Genomic DNA, 18,036 nt, shown 5'->3' with positions numbered 1-18,036 from the left:
GATCGGGTGGTGGGGAACCTCATGTCGTCCAAGCTTGTCCTGATGCGCAGCGTGAGCTTCGCATCGCTCATCGCCGTCGCTGCCGCGACGCCAGCCTTCGCGCAGAGCAATCCGGCCCCGGCAGCCGGAACGATCGAGCTCGATGCGATCACGGTCACCGGCGAGAAGGTCGAGCGCGATCTGAAGAACACGGCATCGTCGGTTTCGGTCATTACCGATAAGGACATCGCCCGGGCGAACACCGGCAACGCCACCGTGTCCGAGATCCTCGTCGGCACGCCGAACGTGACCTATAGCGATACGGTCAGCGCTCCGATCATCCGCGGCCTGGACACGCAAGGCCCGCTCACCGGCCAGAACTCGTTCTGGGGCGGCACGGTGCCGCGCGCGACCATCAATGTCGACGGCCACTATCTCAGCTACAACGAGTTCTATTTCGGCGCGGTCTCGCCCTGGGACGTCAAGAGCATCGAGGTCTTCCGCGGGCCGCAGACGACCTCGCAGGGCGCCAATGCGATCGCCGGCGCGATCATCGTCAACACCAAGGACCCGACCTTCACCCGCGAAGCAGCCTTCCTGACCGAGTTCGGGAGCTATGCGACGCGGCGCGCCGCGCTGATGCTGTCGGGACCGATCATCAAGGACCAGCTCGCCGGGCGCATCACGCTCGACTATTCCGGCCGCGACACCTTCATCGACTATATCAGTCCGAACTTCCAGACGCGCTATGCCGACCAGGATTTCCGGAACCTGAACCTGCGGGCCAAGCTGCTCTGGCGCCCGAGCGAGTTGCCCGGCTTCGAGGCGAAGCTCACCTATTCGCGCAACGAGAGCAACCGGCCGAGCCAGGAGGCGGCGTCGGCTCCGTTCGACCGGCTGAAGCACGTCACCACGACGATGCCGAGCTTCAAGCAGAACAGCAACACCGGCGTCCTCGACCTCAGCTATGATTTCGGCAACCGCCTCAAGCTGTCCAACCAGACGCAGTTCACCGACCTCTCGGTGAGCCGCAAGACCGGCCTGCTCGGCAATGGCGACGCCTATATCACCCAGCGGAACATCTCGAACGAGCTCCGGCTGAACTATGGCGAGCAGAGCGATGTCATCAGTGGCGTCGCCGGGGTCTACTATGCCCACACCAAGACGGACGAGCTGCTCTATCTCACCGGCCGGTCGACCTTCGACGACACCAAGCGCAATCTCGGCATCTTCGGCGAGGCCAGCTATCGCCTGACCGATCGCTGGACCTTCACCGGCTCGCTGCGCTTCCAGCAGGACCAGATCGAGCGCGTCGGCCGCACGGTCTTTGCTGCGCAAGGCGTCAATTTCGACAAGACCTTCCAGGCCGTGCTGCCCAAGGCCTCGATCGCCTATGCGGTGACGCCGGACTGGACCATCGGTGCGCTGGTCAATCGCGGCTATAATCCCGGCGGCGTCTCGCTCAACCTCACCGCCGGCCGGTGGCAGCCGTTCCAGGAAGAGACGTCGTGGAACTATGAGCTGTTCACCCGCGCCAGCCTGCTGAACAACCGGCTGAACGTCAGCGGCAACCTGTTCTACACCGACTTCCAGAACGCCCAGTACTTCATCCCGGTCGTGCTCACGACGGGCGTGGTGCAGTCCTATGCGATCAATGCCGAGAAGGCCCATGCCTACGGGCTCGAGGTCAACGCCGATTACCGCCTGCTCGACAACCTGACGCTGAAGGCCGGTGCCGGCCTGCTGCGCACGGAGATCGACAAGATCACCGCCAATGCCGGCTATAAGGGCAACGAATTCGCGAAATCCCCGGGCTACATGCTGAGCTTCGGCGTGAGCTGGGACGTCACCAGCAAGCTCAACCTCACCGCCCAGCTCCGCCACACAGACGGCTATTATTCCGACGTCGCCAATACGCGCCTCTATCTGATCAAGCCCTATACGATCGCCGACATGCGCGCGAGCTATCAGATCACGGACAATCTGCAGGTCTATGGCTACGTCAAGAACATCTTCGACGAGCGCAAGCCGACCTATATGCAGCAGAATCGCGGCATCGGCGGCACCGAGGCGAGCATGACCGAGCCGCGCATGTTCGGCGCCGGCATCAAGGGCACGTTCTGAACGAGCGCTCTTGGCGCGCCTGACAAGACGGCGCGGCGGTGAGCGATTGCGCCCGCCGCCCCCGTGCCCGCACCCACCGTCCCGCAAAGAGGTTCGCATGAACGACCTGTCGCGCCCGGCCGCGCCACCGCCCGGCCCGCCTTTGCGCCTGCTCCAGCAGATCGCCGCCTATCGCACCACCTATTGCATCCGCACCGCGGTCGAGCTCGGCATCCCCGCTGCGCTGCAGGAGGGGCCTCGGACCGCCGGCGAGCTCGCCGAACGCATCGGCGGCAAGGCCGAGTTGCTGGCAAGGCTGCTCGGCCATCTCGTCAACGAAGAGATCATCGGTCGCGACGATGCAGGCCGCTACCTCGCCGTGCCGACGACGCGCGCCCTCGTTCCCGGCCATCCCCATTCGCTGGTGCCCTGGGTCCGCTTCGAGCTCGATCCGCTGCATGGACGCGCCTGGGAGCGGCTCGGCGAGCAGATCAAAAGCGGCACGCCTGCGTTCGAGCTCGCCCATGGCAGCCCGTTCTTCAGCTGGCTCGGGCAGGACGAGGCGGCGCAGGCGCGCTTCGACATCCAGATGCGCGCGATCGCGACGGCGCTGATCGGCGTCGCGGTGCGCCACATCCAGTTCTCGGCCGGCGAGACGATCGTCGATGTCGGCGGCGGCGACGGCTCGCTGCTGGCCGAATTGCTCCGCCGCAACCCTGGCACCAGCGGCGTGCTCTATGAGCTGCCGCGGGCGACCGAGGCGCTCAATCCGCACTTCGCCGAGCTGGTGCAGGCGGGGCGCGCCCGGGTGCAGCACGGCTCGTTCTTCGACGAGATCCCGTCCGGCGGCGACGCCTATGTCTTCAGCCGGATCCTGCACGACTTCGACGACAAGGCCGCCGGCCGCATCCTCGCCAACGCGAAAGCCGCGACCCAGGGGCCGGAGCGCTTCATCGTGGTCGACATCATGGTCGATCCCGCCCGCGGCAGGCCGAACGAGACCTCGCAGGACCTGCTGATGATGGTGCTGATGGGCGGGCAGGAGCGCAGCGCCGGCGAGTTCTCGCAGTTGCTGGCCGCAAGCGGCTTCAAGACCGCCTCGGTCACGCCGACCGCCTCACCATTCCATATCCTGGAATTCCGCCACCCACGCTGAGGCAGGTGGCACGCCGACTCCGTCAAGCCGGGATCAGCACGCGCGTCAGCAGCAGGTCGCCGAAGCGCGCGAAGCGGGCTTCGATCTCGCGACCGGCCGGAAACTCCGACGACAACCCCTCGACGAGGCGCAGGCGCGCCGTGCCCTGCCCGTTCCAAGCCACCAGTTCGGAGAGCTGGAAAGATATCGGGCGGCGCAGCAGTGGATGCAGCGCCTTGAACAGGCTCTCCTTGGCCGAGAAGGCGAGCGTCACCGAGAAGGGGTCATTCCCGAGACGACGGCGTTCCCGGGGCGTCAGTGCCTCGGATGCGACCTCGCTCGCCCCCTGCCCGTCCATGAGCCGCTCGATGTCGACGCCGATGCCGCGGCAGGCGCCGGCGCGCGCGGCGATGGCGATCGCGACATCGCCGCTATGCGAGATCGAGCCAACGATACCGACAGGCCAGAGCGGCGAGCGATCGGACGCCATGCCGGGACAGGCGCCCTGCCCGGTCAGCAACCGCAGGGCCTCGCTGGCGCAGCGCCGGCCCGCCAGCCATTCGGCTCGACGCCGGGGCGCGGCGCGCGCGATGCGGTCCGGCAGGACGATGCCGGGGGCTGCCTGACCGGGCTCGCGCGAGAACCGCATCGCGGCGCAGCGATAGTCGATGGGCTCGTCCTGCCAGGGATGGAGCAGCTTTGGCCCGCTCTCCAACAGCACCCGGCTCAGGCCGCCAGGCGGCGCTGCTCGATCAGCGACCACCAGCCGTTCAGCGTCGGCACGCGGGCGAGATCGTCGAAGCCGACGATGACGCCGCGCTCCTTCAGCTCGCTGGCGAGCACCATGACCTGCACCGAATCGAGCCCGTAGAAGATCAGGTTCTCGTCGGGGTCGAGCTCGGTCTCGTCCTCGACCAGTTCGAGCACGCGCGCCTGCAGCCATTCGCGCGTCGCCTGCGGACGCTCCGCCACGCCCGCAAGACTGTCGGTCGAAACCAGTGCGCCGCAGCGCGTCGCGACATAGCGCAGCGCCATCAGATGCTCGGCCTCGGAGAAATCGGCGACGGCGTCGCCGACCAGGAAGGGCTGGATGTCGCTCATGAACGCGTCGACGGCCGTCACCATGCAGCCGATATGGGCGTAGACGCCGCCGATCACGAGCTGATCGCGGCCAAGCGCGCGCATCCGCTCCAGCAGGTCGGAGCGCTTGAAGGCGCTGTAGCGCCATTTGGTGAGGACGATATCGTCCGGGCCTGGCGTCAACTCGGCGACGACCTCCTGCAGATCGGGCGCGGCGACGGTAAGACCCGGCCCCCACATGTCATTGAGCAGAGCACGATCGCCATGCGGCTGCTCATGCGGCTGGGCGGTGTAGACGACCGGCACGCCATTGGCCCGCGCCCAGTCGCGCAGGCGCACGAGATTGCCGATCAGCTGCGGCAGCAGCACGCCCTTCCCATCGTAGAAGCGCAGGAAATAGCGCTGCATGTCGTGGATCAGCAGCACGGCGCGCTTGGGATCGGGCCGCCATTGCGTGCGGTTGGCCGGAAAGGCGCTCGCCGCCGGCATCGAATAGTCGGTAATCTGCGGAATGGTCATGGAACCTCTCGTGAACTGATGAGGAGGGTCAGGCGAGCTCGGCGCGCAGGCGCTTCTTGTCGATCTTGCCGACCGGGGTGAGCGGCATCGTCTCGATGAAGCGGACGCGGTCCGGCAGCTTGTATTCGGCGACGCCGAGCTCCAGCAGGTGGCGCCTCAGAACCGGCCCGCGCAGGGCCGCGTCGCGGGCGACGATGAAGGCGCAGCTCTTCTCGCCGAGCAGCGCGTCCTGCATGGCGACCAGCGCGGCATGCGTCACCTCCGGATGGCGCAGCAGTAGATTCTCTATCTCCTCGGCCGCGACCTTCTCGCCGCCGCGGTTGATCTGGTCCTTGACCCGGCCGACCACGCGCAGATTACCGCCGCGGACACGCTGGACGACGTCGCCGGAGTGGTAGAACCCGTCGGCGTCGAAGACCTTGGCGCTGTGCTCGGGCGCGCGGTAATAGCCGCGGAAGGTGTAGGGACCGCGCGTCGCCAGCTCGCCGCTCTCTCCCTCCGGAACGGGGTCGCCATCCTCGTCGACGATCTTGACCTCGTCATCCGGGCTGATCGGCCGCCCCTGGGTGGTGAAGACGATCTCGTCGTCATCGCCGAAGCGGGTGTAGTTCACCAGCCCCTCGGCCATGCCGAAGACCTGCTGCAGCGCGCAGCCGAACACCCCGGGCACCTGCCGCGCCAGCGCCTCGGCGAAGCTGGCGCCGCCCACCTGCATCAGCCTGAGCGAGTCGAGCCTGGGCTTCTCTCTCCCCGCCGCCTCCAGCCAGAGCGCCACCGCCGTCGGCACCAGCGCGACCATGTCGATCTGGTGCTGCTCGATCAAAGCAAAGCAGATGAGCGGCTCGGGGCTCGCCGCCAGCACGACGCAGCCGCCAGCATGGAAGACGCCGAGCGCGCCTGGGGACGAGAGCAGGAAATTGTGCCCGGCCGGCAGCGCACAGAGGAACCGCGTCTGCGGCGACAGCCCGCAGATCTCGGCGCTCGCCCGGACGCTGTAGTCATAGTCGTTATGGGTGCGCGAGATCAGCTTCGGCGTGCCGGTGCTGCCGCCCGAGAGCTGGAAGAACGCAACCTCGTCGGCGGGCGATGGCGAGCCTGCCGGGGCGGCGCTGGTCTCGGACGCCAGCCAGCGCTCGAGATCGTTGTAGGCGCGGTTGCCGCCGAGCAGCAGCACCAGCGACAGACGCGGCGAGAGCGTCCTCAGCTCGGTCGTGAAGTCGTCATCGGCGAAGAGCTCATGCGACCGTGCTCCAATCACCAGCCGCGGCTCGATCTGCTGGGCATAGGAGCTCATCTCCAGCTTGCGATGGCTAAAGAGCGCATTGACCGGCGCGACACCGATCTTCAGCAGCGCGAAGAAGACGATATAGAACTCGGCACAGTTCGGCAGCTGCACAAGCGCCGTATCGCCTTGCCCGAGCCCGGCTTCGCTCAATCGGAAGGCCAGGTTCGAGGCTTTCCGGTCGAGCTCGGCATAGCTGATCTGCCTGTCGCCGCAGATGATCGCGATCGCGTCGGGGCGCTCCTGCCGCTGGGTGTCGAGGATGCGCGTCAGGGGCTGGTCGAGCCAGTAGCCTCGTGCGCGATAGCGCGCGGCGAACGCTGCCGGCCAGCGCTGGAAGTCGATGGTCATGCCATGATCCTTCGATGTCAGGCGGCGAGGCCGCAGGCGCTGAGCATGGTGCCGAGCTTGGCCTGCACCTCCTCCCATTCGGAGGCGGGATTGGAGGCCTCGACGATGCCCGCGCCGGCGAAGAGCCGCAGCGTATCGTGCCGGGCGATGCCGCAGCGGATGGTGATCGCCCATTCGCCGTTGCCCTGCGCATCGCACCAGCCGACCAGGCCGGTGAACAGCCCGCGCTCGAACGGCTCGACATAGCGGATCAGCTTATGGGCGCTCTCGGTCGGGAAGCCGCAGACCGCCGGCGTCGGATGGATGATGCAGGCGAGCTGGAGCGCGGTCATCGCCGGGTCCTGCAGCGCGCCCTCGATCCGCGTCGAGAGATGCCACATCGCGGCCGTGCTCATCAGCGAGGGGGCGGCAGGAACATCGAGCCTGGCGCAGAGCGGCGCCAGGATCGAGCGGATGTTCTCGATCACCAGCCGGTGCTCGTACTGGTCCTTCTGCGAGCGCTCCAATTGCTCCGCCGCGGCGCGGTCGGCCCGCGGATCGGGCTGCCGCTTGGCCGAGCCCGCCAGCGGGTTCGAGACGATCCGGCCGCCCTCCTTGCGGATCAGCAGCTCGGGGCTGACCCCGACCAGCTCACCCTCGTCGGGCAGGGGGATCCTGAACAGATAACCCTGGCTGTTCTGCGCGCGCAGGCCGGCGAGCAGCCGGCCGACATCCATGCTTTCGGCGAAGCGCAGTTCGCGGATCACCGACAGCACCGCCTTGCGGACATCGCTATGACGGAAATTGACGATGGCGTGCTCGACCGCCTTCTTGAAACCGTCCTCGTCCGGAAGGCTGCGTTGGTCGAGCAGGTCGGGAACGCCAGAAGGCTCGCCCACAACTTCCGCCACGGCCGCCTGTTCGCGCCATTCATAGGCCGCCGGGACATAGAGGCAGGAAGGCTCGCGCACATCGAAGGGGATGGCGCCGACGAGGATCGGATTGGCCTGCCCGGCCCGCCTCGCCCGCTCGAAAGCAGCTTCAACTGCCGCGTGCAGACCCTGTCCGCGATCCTGCCCACCGCGGGCCGGCACGGAGATCCATTCATGGATTCCCGATGACAACAACTCTCGGCCATTTGATGCGAATAAAGCACCAAATTCGAAATTAAGATTTTGTTTCAAGGCTAAACTTTCCAGCATTGAAGTTACTCTACTTCTAAAGAGACTTCATTCGTGATGCTGATTACAAGCATTGACAGCTTCTTGCTTTCGTAAGAAGCAATGTCAACCGAAAAAGATTTCTCGTAATCGATTATAGAACTTCAAAACAAATGCTATGAACACAAGACAATTGACGCCCATGCAGGCGGCCTATTGGGTTGGCCGCCAGTCTTCCGACGCTCTCGGCGGGGTGGCGGCACATCTTTATGGCGAGTTCGACGGTGCTGACCTCGAACCCGAGCGGCTTCGCGATGCCGTCAGCGGGCTATGCCGGCTGCATCCGATGCTGCGGTTGCGAGTCGATGCTGAAGGCTGCCAGCATCTCGATCCGACAGCCGGTCCACTCCCGCTCGATATCGAGGACATGCGGCAGCTTCCGGCGGAGGCGGTGGAAGCGCGCCTGCTCGCCAAGCGCCGGAGCTGGAGCCATCGCCGGCTCGATCTCGGCCGTGGCGAGGCGGCGGCGTTCGGCCTCAGCCTGCTGCCTGACGGCGCCTGCCGGCTGCATGTCGACACCGACATGATCGCGGTCGATCCGAACAGCTTTCGCATCGTCATCGAGGACCTCGCCCGGCTCTACGAGCATCCCGGCTGGCCGCAAGCCCCCGCCTCTCACGGCTTCTTCGACTGGCTGGACCAGGCAGGTGCCGGATCAGAAGGCGCGAAACGGCGCGAGCGCGACCGGGTCTGGTGGCGCGCCCGTCTCGCTGACTTTCCCCCGGCACCCGATCTGCCCGCAGCCGCTCATGCTTCGGCAGAACCGGCCAGCGAGCGCCTGGCTGCCCGGCTTTCGCCCGACGAGCGCCACGCGCTGGAAAGACGTGCTCGTGATCTGCGGGTGACGCCGTCCGTGCTGGTGCTCGGTCTCTTCGCAGCTGCGCTGGGCCGGGCGACGGGGCAGGCCCACTTCCGCCTGAATGTGCCGAGCTTCTGGCGCGCGCCGCTCGTTTCCGAAGTCGAGCGAATCGTCGGCGAATTCTCGAACGTGCTGATCCTCGGCGTCGATCTCGCGGCCGCAGCGACATTGGCCGAGCTGTGCCGCGCCATTGGCCGCCAGATGATCGAACTCATTGCGCATGACGCCTATCCGGGCGTCAGCGTGATGCGCGACCTGTCGCGACTATCCGGCTCGGTGCAGACCGCGCCGGTCGTCTTTACAGCCGGCCTCGGGCTCTCCGGCGGCGAGCTCTTCAGCGAAGCCGTCAGGCGCGTCTTCGGCCCGATGAACTGGGTGATCTCGCAGGGGCCGCAAGTGGCTGTCGATGCCCAGGTCGCTGCCTGCGACGGGGGCATCCTGATCAACTGTGACATCCGTCTCGACGCTCTGCCGGAGGCCTGGGTGCGCGAGACCTTCGAAGCCTATGTCGCACTGCTGCGCGAGGTCGCGGCGCGGCCGGAAGCGCTCGACGCCGCGCCGAACGCACGGCCACGCCGCCAGCTCGCCGACCCGACCGAAGACATGCTGGTCCGCCTGCTCGGGCGCCTGTCACCGGGTCAAGTCGTGCATGAGGGCAGCGTAATCAACGCGGCCGCCCAGACCGAAATCACCCGCTTCCTCGTCCGCTATTGCTCCATCGGCGCGCCATCGCGTTCGGATTTCGACGAGGTGGTGACGCCTCGCAGCCTCGCCCGCCTCGTCCGCGCCCGCTCCGGCGGCGCCTCCGACGAGATCGCGCGCATCTTCCTGGAGACGATCGATGCGGGATGATTTTTCCGATGCCGCGCAGGGCGGAGCCTTCGGCCGGGATGAGACAAAGCTGACCGACCTGCAGCAGGCCTATCTGCTCGGCCGCGAGCGGCATCTGCCCTTGGGCGGCATCGCCATGCAGGAATTCCGCGAGTATCGCGGCGCGATCGACATCGAGGCGCTGCCACGACGCCTCCTTGCCATGGTCGCGCGGCACCCTGCCCTGCGCACGCATATCGACGCGCAGCGCCGGGTTTCATGGGTCTCGCCCGATCCGGCCGTCAACTATGACGAGATCGACCTGCGCGGCCTGCCGCAGGCAGAGGCGCTGGCCTGGATCGACGGGCAGCGTGAGGACTATGCCCATCGCCTGTTCGATCTCGCGCGCTCGCCCTGGAATGTGACGGCGTTCCGCTTGCCGGAACCGGAAGCGGATGATTCCGATCAGACAACCTGCGTGCTGTTCGCCCGCTTCGATGCGCTCATCCTCGACGGACGCGCCATCGCCTCGCTGCTGGTCGAACTGCTGGGCGGCGAGGCACCGAGCCTCGAGGCTGCGGCCCTGCCGCCGCCGGCCGACGAGGCGAAGCGGCGCGAGGATGCCGCCTACTGGGCCCGGAAGCTCCAGCCGGTGGAAGGCCCGCCGCAACTGCCCTGGACGAAGCCGCTGGAGGCGCTTCCCGCCTCGCGCTACGAGCGCGCGAGCCTGGCGATTCCCCGCGAGCGTTTCACCACGCTCTGCCGTCTCGCCGCCAGGGAGCGGCTGTTCAAGAACACGGCGGTGACGGCGGTCATCCTCGAGACCCTGTCGCATTGGCTGAACGACGGCGCGCTCTGCGTCGGGATTCCCGTCGCCCCCGCCGCCTCGGCGGAGCTCGCAAACCGGTCGAGCTTCATCGCCGTCAACTGGGATGCGCGGCAGGGCAGCTTCCACGAGCGCGCGCAATCCTTGCAGGGCGATGTCTTGGAGGGGCTGGAGCACCTCTCGCAATCCGGCGTCCAGATCAGCCGGCTCCTGATGAATGCCCATCCGGGCCGGCCGGCCCTGCCTGTCGTCGTCACCAATGGCCTCGGCTGGCCGAAGCTGGCGACGGAGGCTGGCATCCGCCGCCATGACGGCCTGACCCAGACGCCGCAGGTCGCAGTCGATATGCGCTTCCGGGACGACGAGGAGGGCAATCTCGTCGTCGAGATCGACTACGCCCGCGAGGCGATCGACGCGCGGAGCGTGCGCGACATCCTCGCCGCGCTCGACCGGCAAGTCGCCACGATCTGCGAACGGGGCGCCTTTGAGATCGTTCGGGGCGAGATGCTCGACCTCGGCCATTACCGACTCAACGGCTCGGAGGACGAGTTCGCCTGCAGCCGCTTCCTGCAACGCATCGCCGACAATCTCTTCGCCGGAGAGAAGGACAAGATCGCCCTGATCTCCGGCGCCCGCCGGATCTCCTATCGCGAGCTCGGCGCTGATGTCGGCAAAGTGCTGGCAGCGCTGCCGCAGCGCGGCGTCGGCAAGGGCGATGTCGTCGCGATCTGCCTGCCGCGCGGGCCCGAGCACACCGCGATCACGCTCGCCTGCGCGCTCTCCGGCGCAATATGGGTACCGATCGATGCGGCCTCGCCCCCGGAACGGCTGAACTATCTCCTCGCCGATTGCCGCCCGGCACTGGTTGTGTCGCCAGCTTCGATTTCCGGGCATGAAGCGGCGACGCCCGAGGCCCTGCTGGCAGGCAAGGCGCCGGCCGATCCACTGGCGTTGCCGCCGGCGCTCGCCGCGCTCTCGGCCAGCGACGCCCCCGCCTATTACCTCTACACCTCCGGCACTACCGGCCGGCCGAAATGCGTCGTGCTCTCGAACCGGGCGACCTCGAACGTGATCGGTCGCACGCTGGAGAGCTGGCAGGCGACGGCAAGCGACGTCTTCGTTTCGGTGACGCCGCTGCATCACGACATGTCGGTCTTCGACGTTTTCGGCTGCCTGACGGCGGGCGCGACCCTGGTGCAGCCGGCGCCGGGCGAAGAGAAGGATGCGATCGCCTGGAACCGGCTCGTCGCCGAGCACAAGGTCACGCTCTGGTGCTCGGTGCCGGCGATCCTCGAGATGCTGCTCTCCTGCCGGCGCGGCGACGAGTTGCGCTCGCTCCGCCTGATCGCCCAGGGCGGCGACTACATCAAGCCGGCCGTGATCGCCGAACTGCGCCAGCTCGATCCGGCGCTGCGGCTGGTCTCGCTCGGCGGGCCGACCGAGACGACGATCTGGAGCGTCTGGCACGAGATCGGCCCCGAGGACACCGGGCAGGTCCCCTATGGCAGGCCACTGCCGGGCAATCGCTATTTCATCCTGAACGAGCGTGGCGAGCATTGCCCGCCCGGCGTCGTCGGGCGCATCCACACCACCGGCGTCAATGTCGCGCTGGGTTATCTCCAGGATGGTGTCCTCGGGCAGAGCGATTTCATCACTGTCGCCGACGAAGCCGGCAAGCCGGTGCGCGCCTTCCGCACCGGCGATCGCGGCCGCTATCGCCATGACGGCAACATCCTCTTCGCCAGCCGGGTCGACGGCTATGTCAAGGTCCGCGGCGTGCGCGTCTCCTTGCCCGATATCGAGGCGGAGCTCGGCGCCCATCCCGATATCCGACAGTTGCTGGTGGTCGATTGCGGCGCCGAGCAGCGCGGCGAGGCCGAGATCGGCGTCGTCTACGTGCCGGCGCAGGCGGGCAAGCCGAGCCCCACCGACTTGCGCGCCCAAGCCCGGCGGGTTCTGCCAGATTCGCATGTCCCGACCCGCTTCGTCGAAGTCGAGGCCCTGCCGCTCTCGGCCAACGGCAAGCCTGATCGGCGCAAGGCCCGCGAGCTGCTGGCTGCCGCCGCCGAGCGCCGCGAACCGGTGGCGGCTGCACCACTAGCCAACTCGCGCAGCCGCAGGATTCTCGACCTCTACCTCGCTGTGCTCGGCCAGGCCGCCTCAGCGGAGATCGACGACAGCACCGATTTCATCCGCCTCGGCCTGCGGCCCTCCCACCTCAAATCCGTGGCGAGCCGAATCCGCGACGAGCTCGGCACCGATCTGACGCCGCATCAGCTGCTGCGCTGCCGCAATGCAGGGCTGGTCGCGCTGCTGCTCCACGACCAGGAGCGGTGAGGCAACGAGCTGCCACCAGCATAGATCATCGCGCATCCAAGCGGATGCGGTCACGATGATCTATCACATTGTTATCGCATCGGATTCTTCCGAAAAATGGATTCCACTTTTCGGCCCGATGCTAGTCTGAACAGGAGATTCCCATGTCGCAGGCCGATTCGCGCCGCGCTCTGATGCCGCTCACTCTGCCGCAGCTCGATTTCTGGGAGGAATTCACCTTCCACCCTGACGAGCCGATCGCAACCGTCGCGCATTGCCTCGACATCGACGGCGTCACGGACGGGCAGGCACTTGTCGCGGCCATCACCCAGACCATCGCCGAATCTGACGCGCTCTGCGTGCGCTTCCATGTCGAGGCGGGTCGCGAGGCACCGCTTCAGAGCTGTGATCCGCAACTGCGGCCCATTCTGCAGCAGATCGATCTGACGGGCATCGCCGATCCTCTGCAGGAGGCAAGAGCGCGGATGGAGGCGGACGTCGCGGCGCCGCTCGACCTGCGCGGCGCCGGCCTCGCGGCAACCTGGCTGCTGCACCTCGGCAAACAACGCTATCTCTGGTACATCCGCGCCCACCATATCGTCCTCGATGGCTATGGCTTCACGCTGATCGAGCAGCGCTGCGGCCAGCTCTATTCGCAGCGCCTCACACGGAGTGACGCCGGCCCGGCCTTCCACCCCTTCGCCAGCTTCATCGCAGAAGAGGAGGCCTATCGCGCCAGCCGCCGCCATGCGAGCGACCGCGCCTATTGGCGGGACGAGTTCGCCGCGCACGCGCCGCTGCCGATCCTGCATCGTGGCGACAAGCAGGCTGGCGAAGCGCCGCACGAAGTCTATGGCGTACTGCCGGCGGATGTGAGCGCCGGCTTGCGCCGGATCTCGCAGGAGACCGGCATCGGCTGGCCCGACCTGTTGGTGCTCCTTTCCGGGCTCTATCTTGCGCTCCACCTCCCGCGACAGCGGATCGACGGACGGGACGTACTAGCCTTCTGGCTGCCCTTCATGAGCCGCTGGGGCAGTCTCGCCGCCCACACGCCCGCCATGGTCGTCAACATCCTGCCGTTCCATCTGTCCTTCGGATCACAGGACAGCTTCGAAGACGTCCTGCGCGAGAACGCCGCGACGCTGAGGATGCAGCGCCGTCATGGCCGCTATCGGATCGAGCAGATCGCGATGGACAACGGCATGCCCGCGGGCAGCCGCTATTTCTTCTCGCCATTGATCAATGTCCTGCCGTTCAGCGCCCCGAGCTTCGATGGCTGCAAGGTGACGCGGGAGATCACGGGCAGCGGGCAGGGCGAAGGCATCGACCTCACCTTCCGCGGCGAGGACGACGGCAGCGAGCTGTCATTCGCGATGTCGGCCGACCCGGCGATGTTCGCCAGGGAGTCGTTCGCGCGTCACGGCGAGGCGTTGCCGGCCTTCCTGGCGCGAGCTCTAGCTCCGGAGGCGCTGGCTCGTCCGGTTGAAGAGCTTCTGGCGGAGCTGCAAAAGGATGCGCTCGGCTTGGTGTGACCATGATGACGTCGTCATGCTCGCCCTCGTGGCGAGCATCCACGTCTTGAACACGGCCCTGCGCGAAGGAGGACGTGGATGGTCGGGACAAGCCCGACCATGACGACAATGGCGGCGCTGGCGGACGTTCACCCCTCCGGCAAATGCGCGCCCAGCTCGGCCAGCGTCACCTGCGCCCCGCCGGCCCGGCCCATCAGCGCTAAGACAGCGCTGGTCGTCGCCCTGATCTTCTCGACCTCCTGCGGCCCGTAGTGCTCGGAGCGATAGCTCATCAGCACGCGGATCGAGCGCTCGCCGGAAAGATCGGCTTCCTCCATCACCTCGAAATGCAGGCCGAGCATGGACTCGTGCCGCTCGGGATCGACCTGCCGGAAGGCGATGCCGCGCCCGTCCGGCAACGCCAGCTCGCCGTTCAGCTTGTTCTTGGCGTGGATCTGGATGAAGACCTCGAACAGATGATCGCGGCCTGGCGTCATGCCGAGCGCCTCCTCGACCAGATCGATCGGAATCTCGCTCCACGGCAGCGACTCGTTGACCAGGTTCCTGATCTGGCCGACCAGGCCGCCGAGGCTCATCGCCTCGTCGAAGCGGATGCGATGGGCGATGACGGTGGTGAAATAGCCGACCGTGTCGAAGAAGGCGGCGTCGCTACGGCCCGAGGCCGAGGTGCCGACCACCAGTTCCGGGAGCGAGCCGAGCTGGCGCAGCGAGGCGGCGATGCCGGCATAGACCACGTTGAACAGCGAAGCGCTGCTCTGCCTGGCGAGGGCATAGAGCCGCTCCGTCGCCTCCCGGTCGAGCTTGAACTCGACCCAGCCGCCGGCGGCGGACGCCTCCTCACAGGCAGGCTCGGCCCGGTCCTGACGCCGGAGGATCGGCTGCGGCTGCGGCGCCCCGCGCAACATGTCGGTCCAGTAGCCGAGGTGCGCCTGGTCGACGCCGGCGGCGGCCTGGAGGCGGGCGAATTCGTGGAAGGGCGCCGGCGCGTCCGACCAGACCGGCATGCCGCCGGCCGCACGCACGCGGTAGCAATAGGCGATCTCGTCCATCATCAGGTTGACCGACCATTCGTCGAGCACGACATGATGGAACAGGAAGGACAGCACCTGCCGGCCCGTCGCAGGATCGATCAGGAAGCGCAGGCGGAAGGGCAGCTCCTTCGCCAGGTCGAAATGGTGCAGTGCCTCGTCGCGGCGAGTGACGCCTGCGCTCTCGGCGCTCGTCCAGAACCACTTGTACTGCGACAGTTCGGCCGTCGGCACGACCTGCTGGACCATGTCCTCACCTTCCTGCCGGAACAGGCTGCGCAGGCCGGGATGGCGCTCCAGCACATCGGTGAAGGCGCGCTCATAGAGCGCTTCATCGACCGGATCGAGGAAATCGAGCGCGAAGGGCAGGTTGAAGATCTCGTTGAAGCCGAAGGCGGCATAGGCCTTCCACAGCGAGGCCTGCGCCAGCGAGAGCGGCGCGCTCGGCGCCTCATCGATCGGCGCGGTTCGCGACGGTTCCAGGCTCGCCTCGCCAGTACGGCGCGCCTTCCTGGCGAGTGCGGCGGCACTCGGATAGCTGAACAGGTCGTTGAAGTGCAGCTCGATGCCGTGCTGGCTGAGCAGGCGGCCGATGATGCGCGTCGCGATCAGGGAATGGCCGCCATGGTCGAAGAAATCATCGTCAGGTCCCAGTTCCGGCGCGTTGAGGGCGGCGCGGAACTCGGCGAGGATGAGGGCGGTCACTGCTTCGGTCGCAGGCTCGGCGGCCGATGCTGGAGACGCGGCCCCGGTCAGTTCGACGGGGGCAGACGCGACACCAGGCAAGGCAGCCTCCCCTTCCGTCAGCCAGGCCAGGAAGCGCTCCAGCAGAACGGGGCCGATCCGCGGCGACAGCCCCTGCCCCGTGACGAGCTCGACCGCGACGCCGCCCAGCCTGCCGCGCCCGACGGCGAAGGCGAGATCGGGGCGCGTCTCCAGAGTCGGCAGCGGCAACCGTTCGATCGATACGCCCGGAATCCCTAGGCAGCCTGTGGGATCGCCGAGCCAGCTGACGAACAGTATCGGCCGCTCGGCAGTAGCCGTGCGGCGCGTCTGCGACATCGCAGCGTTCGCCGTCCGGCCGAGCCGGTCCTGAATCGCACGAACGATGATCTCCGCCGGCGCCTGTCCGTCCACCGTCAGGACGACAGCGTCTCCGCCGGTGACGGATGATGGGGGGTCGCCGACCTGCGCGCGCCACCCGGCCGGGATCATCAGGTCGATCTCGCGTTTGCCGGACAGAGCGGAGAGGTAGCGGGCGAAGAGCGCGGCGAGATGGGCGAGAACCGCCTGATCCGACGCATCCGGTGGGAGGCCGTTGAGGGCTTCCGGCCCGATCATGGCGCCGTATCGGCCGGCCAGAGCCCGTTCGGGGCGCGCAACACGGATCGTAGCGAAATCGACGATCTCCGAGGCTGCGATCCCGGGCTGGCGCATCCAGCCAGGCAGCATCGACGAGGCTTCACCGGCCGCGAACAGCGGCGTGCCGGGGTTCCGCGCCATCATGGAGGCGGGCAGGATCGGCTCGCCCGCATAGGCCTTGCCAAGCGCCTGCAGAAGCTCGGCAGCTGGGTGCATCGCATCGAGGACGCGGTGCAGGACCAGCGCAAGAACGGTCTCCTGCGGGCAGCTGATCACAAGCGCCTCGAAAGGCGGCTGGCGATCGCTGTCCCAGCTTGCCGCCTGCCGATCGAGGATCGCTGCGGTCGCCTGCTCCAACGTATCGGCCCGGATCAGGCTGACGGTGCGGCCTTCTTCTCCGGCGAAACGCTTGTGCAGTTCGCCATCCTCGCCGAAGCGGAAACGGGCGTTCAGGCCAGGCCAGGCGCGCACGACATCGCGGATCGCACCGACGAGGCGCGCCAGATCGGGCTCGCCAGTCAGCCGGCACGCCACGACATGCTTGAGCACGGCGTCGGGCACCTGCTGCTGCGCCAGCCAGACATGTTCCTCGTATTCGGTCGGGCCCGGTGCTGCAGCCTCGCTTCGCGTCGCTCGCCCCGAGAGCGTCTGGAAGGCAGCGTCGAGCCGCCGCTGCTCCTCGCGCGTCAGCACATGGTCGAAGTCGGCAGCCATTGCTGGTCTCCTCTGGGCTTCGGCAGATGTCGATGGATGGCGGGACGGCCGCCTCACTCGTCGAAATCGTCGTGGACGGCGACGGCGCCACGGCGCCAGTAGCCATGGGCGCGGACCCATTTGCGATTGGCGCCCCGCTCGTCGACGAGGACGCTGCGCAACTGCTTGGCGGCGCTGGATTCACAGGCGAGCCAGGCGAAGTAGTCGCCATCGGGGAAAGCCAGGGCTGGCAAGGCAGCGAGCAGCGCCGCACCCGGTTGCGCCCCGGCGGCACGATGAACCCAGATCACCTCGATGCGGTCGAAGCGATGCAGGGGCAGTTCGTCCTCCGCTCCACCGACCTCGACCAAAGCGAGCGCTCGGCTGCCCGGCGGCAGCTCCTCCAGGCGCCGCGCCAGAGCAGGCAGCCCGGTCTCGTCGGCGACCAGCAGATGCCAGTCGAAATCGAAGGGTACGACGAAGGAACCTCGCGGGCCGGCGATCCAGGCGGCATCACCGGGCTTGACCTGCACCGCCCAATTGCTGGCCGGCCCGTCATGCAGCAGGGCGAAGTCGATATCGAGCTCGCCCGCCTGCGGATCATGGCGCCGCGGCGTGAAGTCGCGCGCCAGCGGCCGCGGGCCGCTCTCGGGGAAGGCGAGCCCGTCCGGACCGACGATTGGCAGGACCGGTTGCGTTTCGCCGGGCGCTGCGAAGAACATCTTCACATGATCGTCGAAACCGAGGCTGACAAAGCCATCGAGCTCAGGGCCGCCGAGCGTCACCCGGCGCATCGACGGGCTGAGATCGGCCACGCGCAGGACGTCGAGGCGGCGCAGAGCCACCTTGTGACGCTGGCGCTTCGGCAAGCGCCCGTCCGGCACGCCCGTTTCAGCGGCATGGGTCATGGTCTGGATTCCTTGCGGTTGCCGGCCCGTTCGCGACAGGGCCTCATCGAGCCT

Annotated in this window: 11 protein-coding genes; 5 read left to right on the top strand and 6 right to left on the bottom strand. The window is 67.4% G+C overall.

From position 1 onward, the window contains the following. Positions 1–21 precede the first annotated feature (21 nt). Together BMZ21_RS11730 and BMZ21_RS11725 are read left to right on the top strand one after the other, a co-directional pair. Positions 22–2,103 (top strand): TonB-dependent receptor, encoded by a 2,082-nt coding sequence (locus tag BMZ21_RS11730; protein ID WP_091833748.1) that lies wholly within the window; start codon positions 22–24, stop codon positions 2,101–2,103. A 97-nt stretch (positions 2,104–2,200) separates the two neighbouring features. Continuing rightward, on the top strand, positions 2,201–3,238 hold the full coding sequence (locus BMZ21_RS11725) for a methyltransferase (RefSeq protein ID WP_091833745.1): 1,038 nt from the start codon (positions 2,201–2,203) through the stop codon (positions 3,236–3,238). Between the two features lie 22 nt (positions 3,239–3,260). Here BMZ21_RS11725 and BMZ21_RS11720 read toward each other — a convergent pair whose 3' ends face one another. From BMZ21_RS11720 to BMZ21_RS11705, 4 genes are read right to left on the bottom strand one after another with little or no spacing between them, the layout of a single operon-like run. Continuing rightward, entirely contained in the window at positions 3,261–3,980 is a 720-nt protein-coding gene (locus BMZ21_RS11720) for a 4'-phosphopantetheinyl transferase family protein (protein WP_091833742.1), read from the bottom strand. After that, entirely contained in the window at positions 3,944–4,816 is an 873-nt protein-coding gene (locus tag BMZ21_RS11715; protein WP_091833739.1) for an isochorismatase, read from the bottom strand. The genes BMZ21_RS11720 and BMZ21_RS11715 overlap by 37 nt, the downstream gene beginning before the upstream one ends. A 28-nt stretch (positions 4,817–4,844) precedes the next feature. Then, complete coding sequence (locus tag BMZ21_RS11710; RefSeq protein WP_091833735.1) at positions 4,845–6,449, bottom strand: (2,3-dihydroxybenzoyl)adenylate synthase; 1,605 nt, start codon at positions 6,447–6,449, stop codon at positions 4,845–4,847. Positions 6,450–6,466: 17 nt separating this feature from the next. Next, positions 6,467–7,630 (bottom strand): isochorismate synthase, encoded by a 1,164-nt coding sequence (locus tag BMZ21_RS11705; RefSeq protein WP_091833733.1) that lies wholly within the window; start codon positions 7,628–7,630, stop codon positions 6,467–6,469. Between the two features lie 160 nt (positions 7,631–7,790). On the opposite strand from BMZ21_RS11705, the gene BMZ21_RS11700 reads away from it, so the two are divergent. From BMZ21_RS11700 to BMZ21_RS11690, 3 genes are all read left to right on the top strand, one after another. Beyond that, a complete protein-coding gene (locus tag BMZ21_RS11700; RefSeq protein ID WP_091833730.1) occupies positions 7,791–9,359 on the top strand; it encodes a condensation domain-containing protein in 1,569 nt (522 codons plus the stop codon). After that, a complete protein-coding gene (locus BMZ21_RS11695) occupies positions 9,349–12,480 on the top strand; it encodes an amino acid adenylation domain-containing protein (RefSeq protein WP_091833727.1) in 3,132 nt (1,043 codons plus the stop codon). Before BMZ21_RS11700 ends, BMZ21_RS11695 begins: the two co-directional genes overlap by 11 nt. 143 nt (positions 12,481–12,623) lie before the next feature. Next, a complete protein-coding gene (locus BMZ21_RS11690) occupies positions 12,624–13,991 on the top strand; it encodes a condensation domain-containing protein (protein ID WP_244543808.1) in 1,368 nt (455 codons plus the stop codon). 128 nt (positions 13,992–14,119) lie between these two features. Here the strand turns inward: BMZ21_RS11690 and BMZ21_RS11685 are convergent, their stop codons facing one another. Both BMZ21_RS11685 and BMZ21_RS11680 read right to left on the bottom strand, forming a co-directional pair. After that, a complete protein-coding gene (locus BMZ21_RS11685) occupies positions 14,120–17,095 on the bottom strand; it encodes a condensation domain-containing protein (protein ID WP_091833724.1) in 2,976 nt (991 codons plus the stop codon). Between the two features lie 53 nt (positions 17,096–17,148). Further along, a complete protein-coding gene (locus BMZ21_RS11680; RefSeq protein WP_091833721.1) occupies positions 17,149–17,982 on the bottom strand; it encodes a siderophore-interacting protein in 834 nt (277 codons plus the stop codon). Positions 17,983–18,036: the final 54 nt, after the last annotated feature.

It is taken from the genome of Allobosea lupini, from assembly GCF_900109525.1.
Classification (GTDB): domain Bacteria; phylum Pseudomonadota; class Alphaproteobacteria; order Rhizobiales; family Beijerinckiaceae; genus Allobosea; species Allobosea lupini.
Note: the sequence above shows the minus strand (reverse complement) of the source record. Positions and strands in the feature narration are given on the sequence as shown.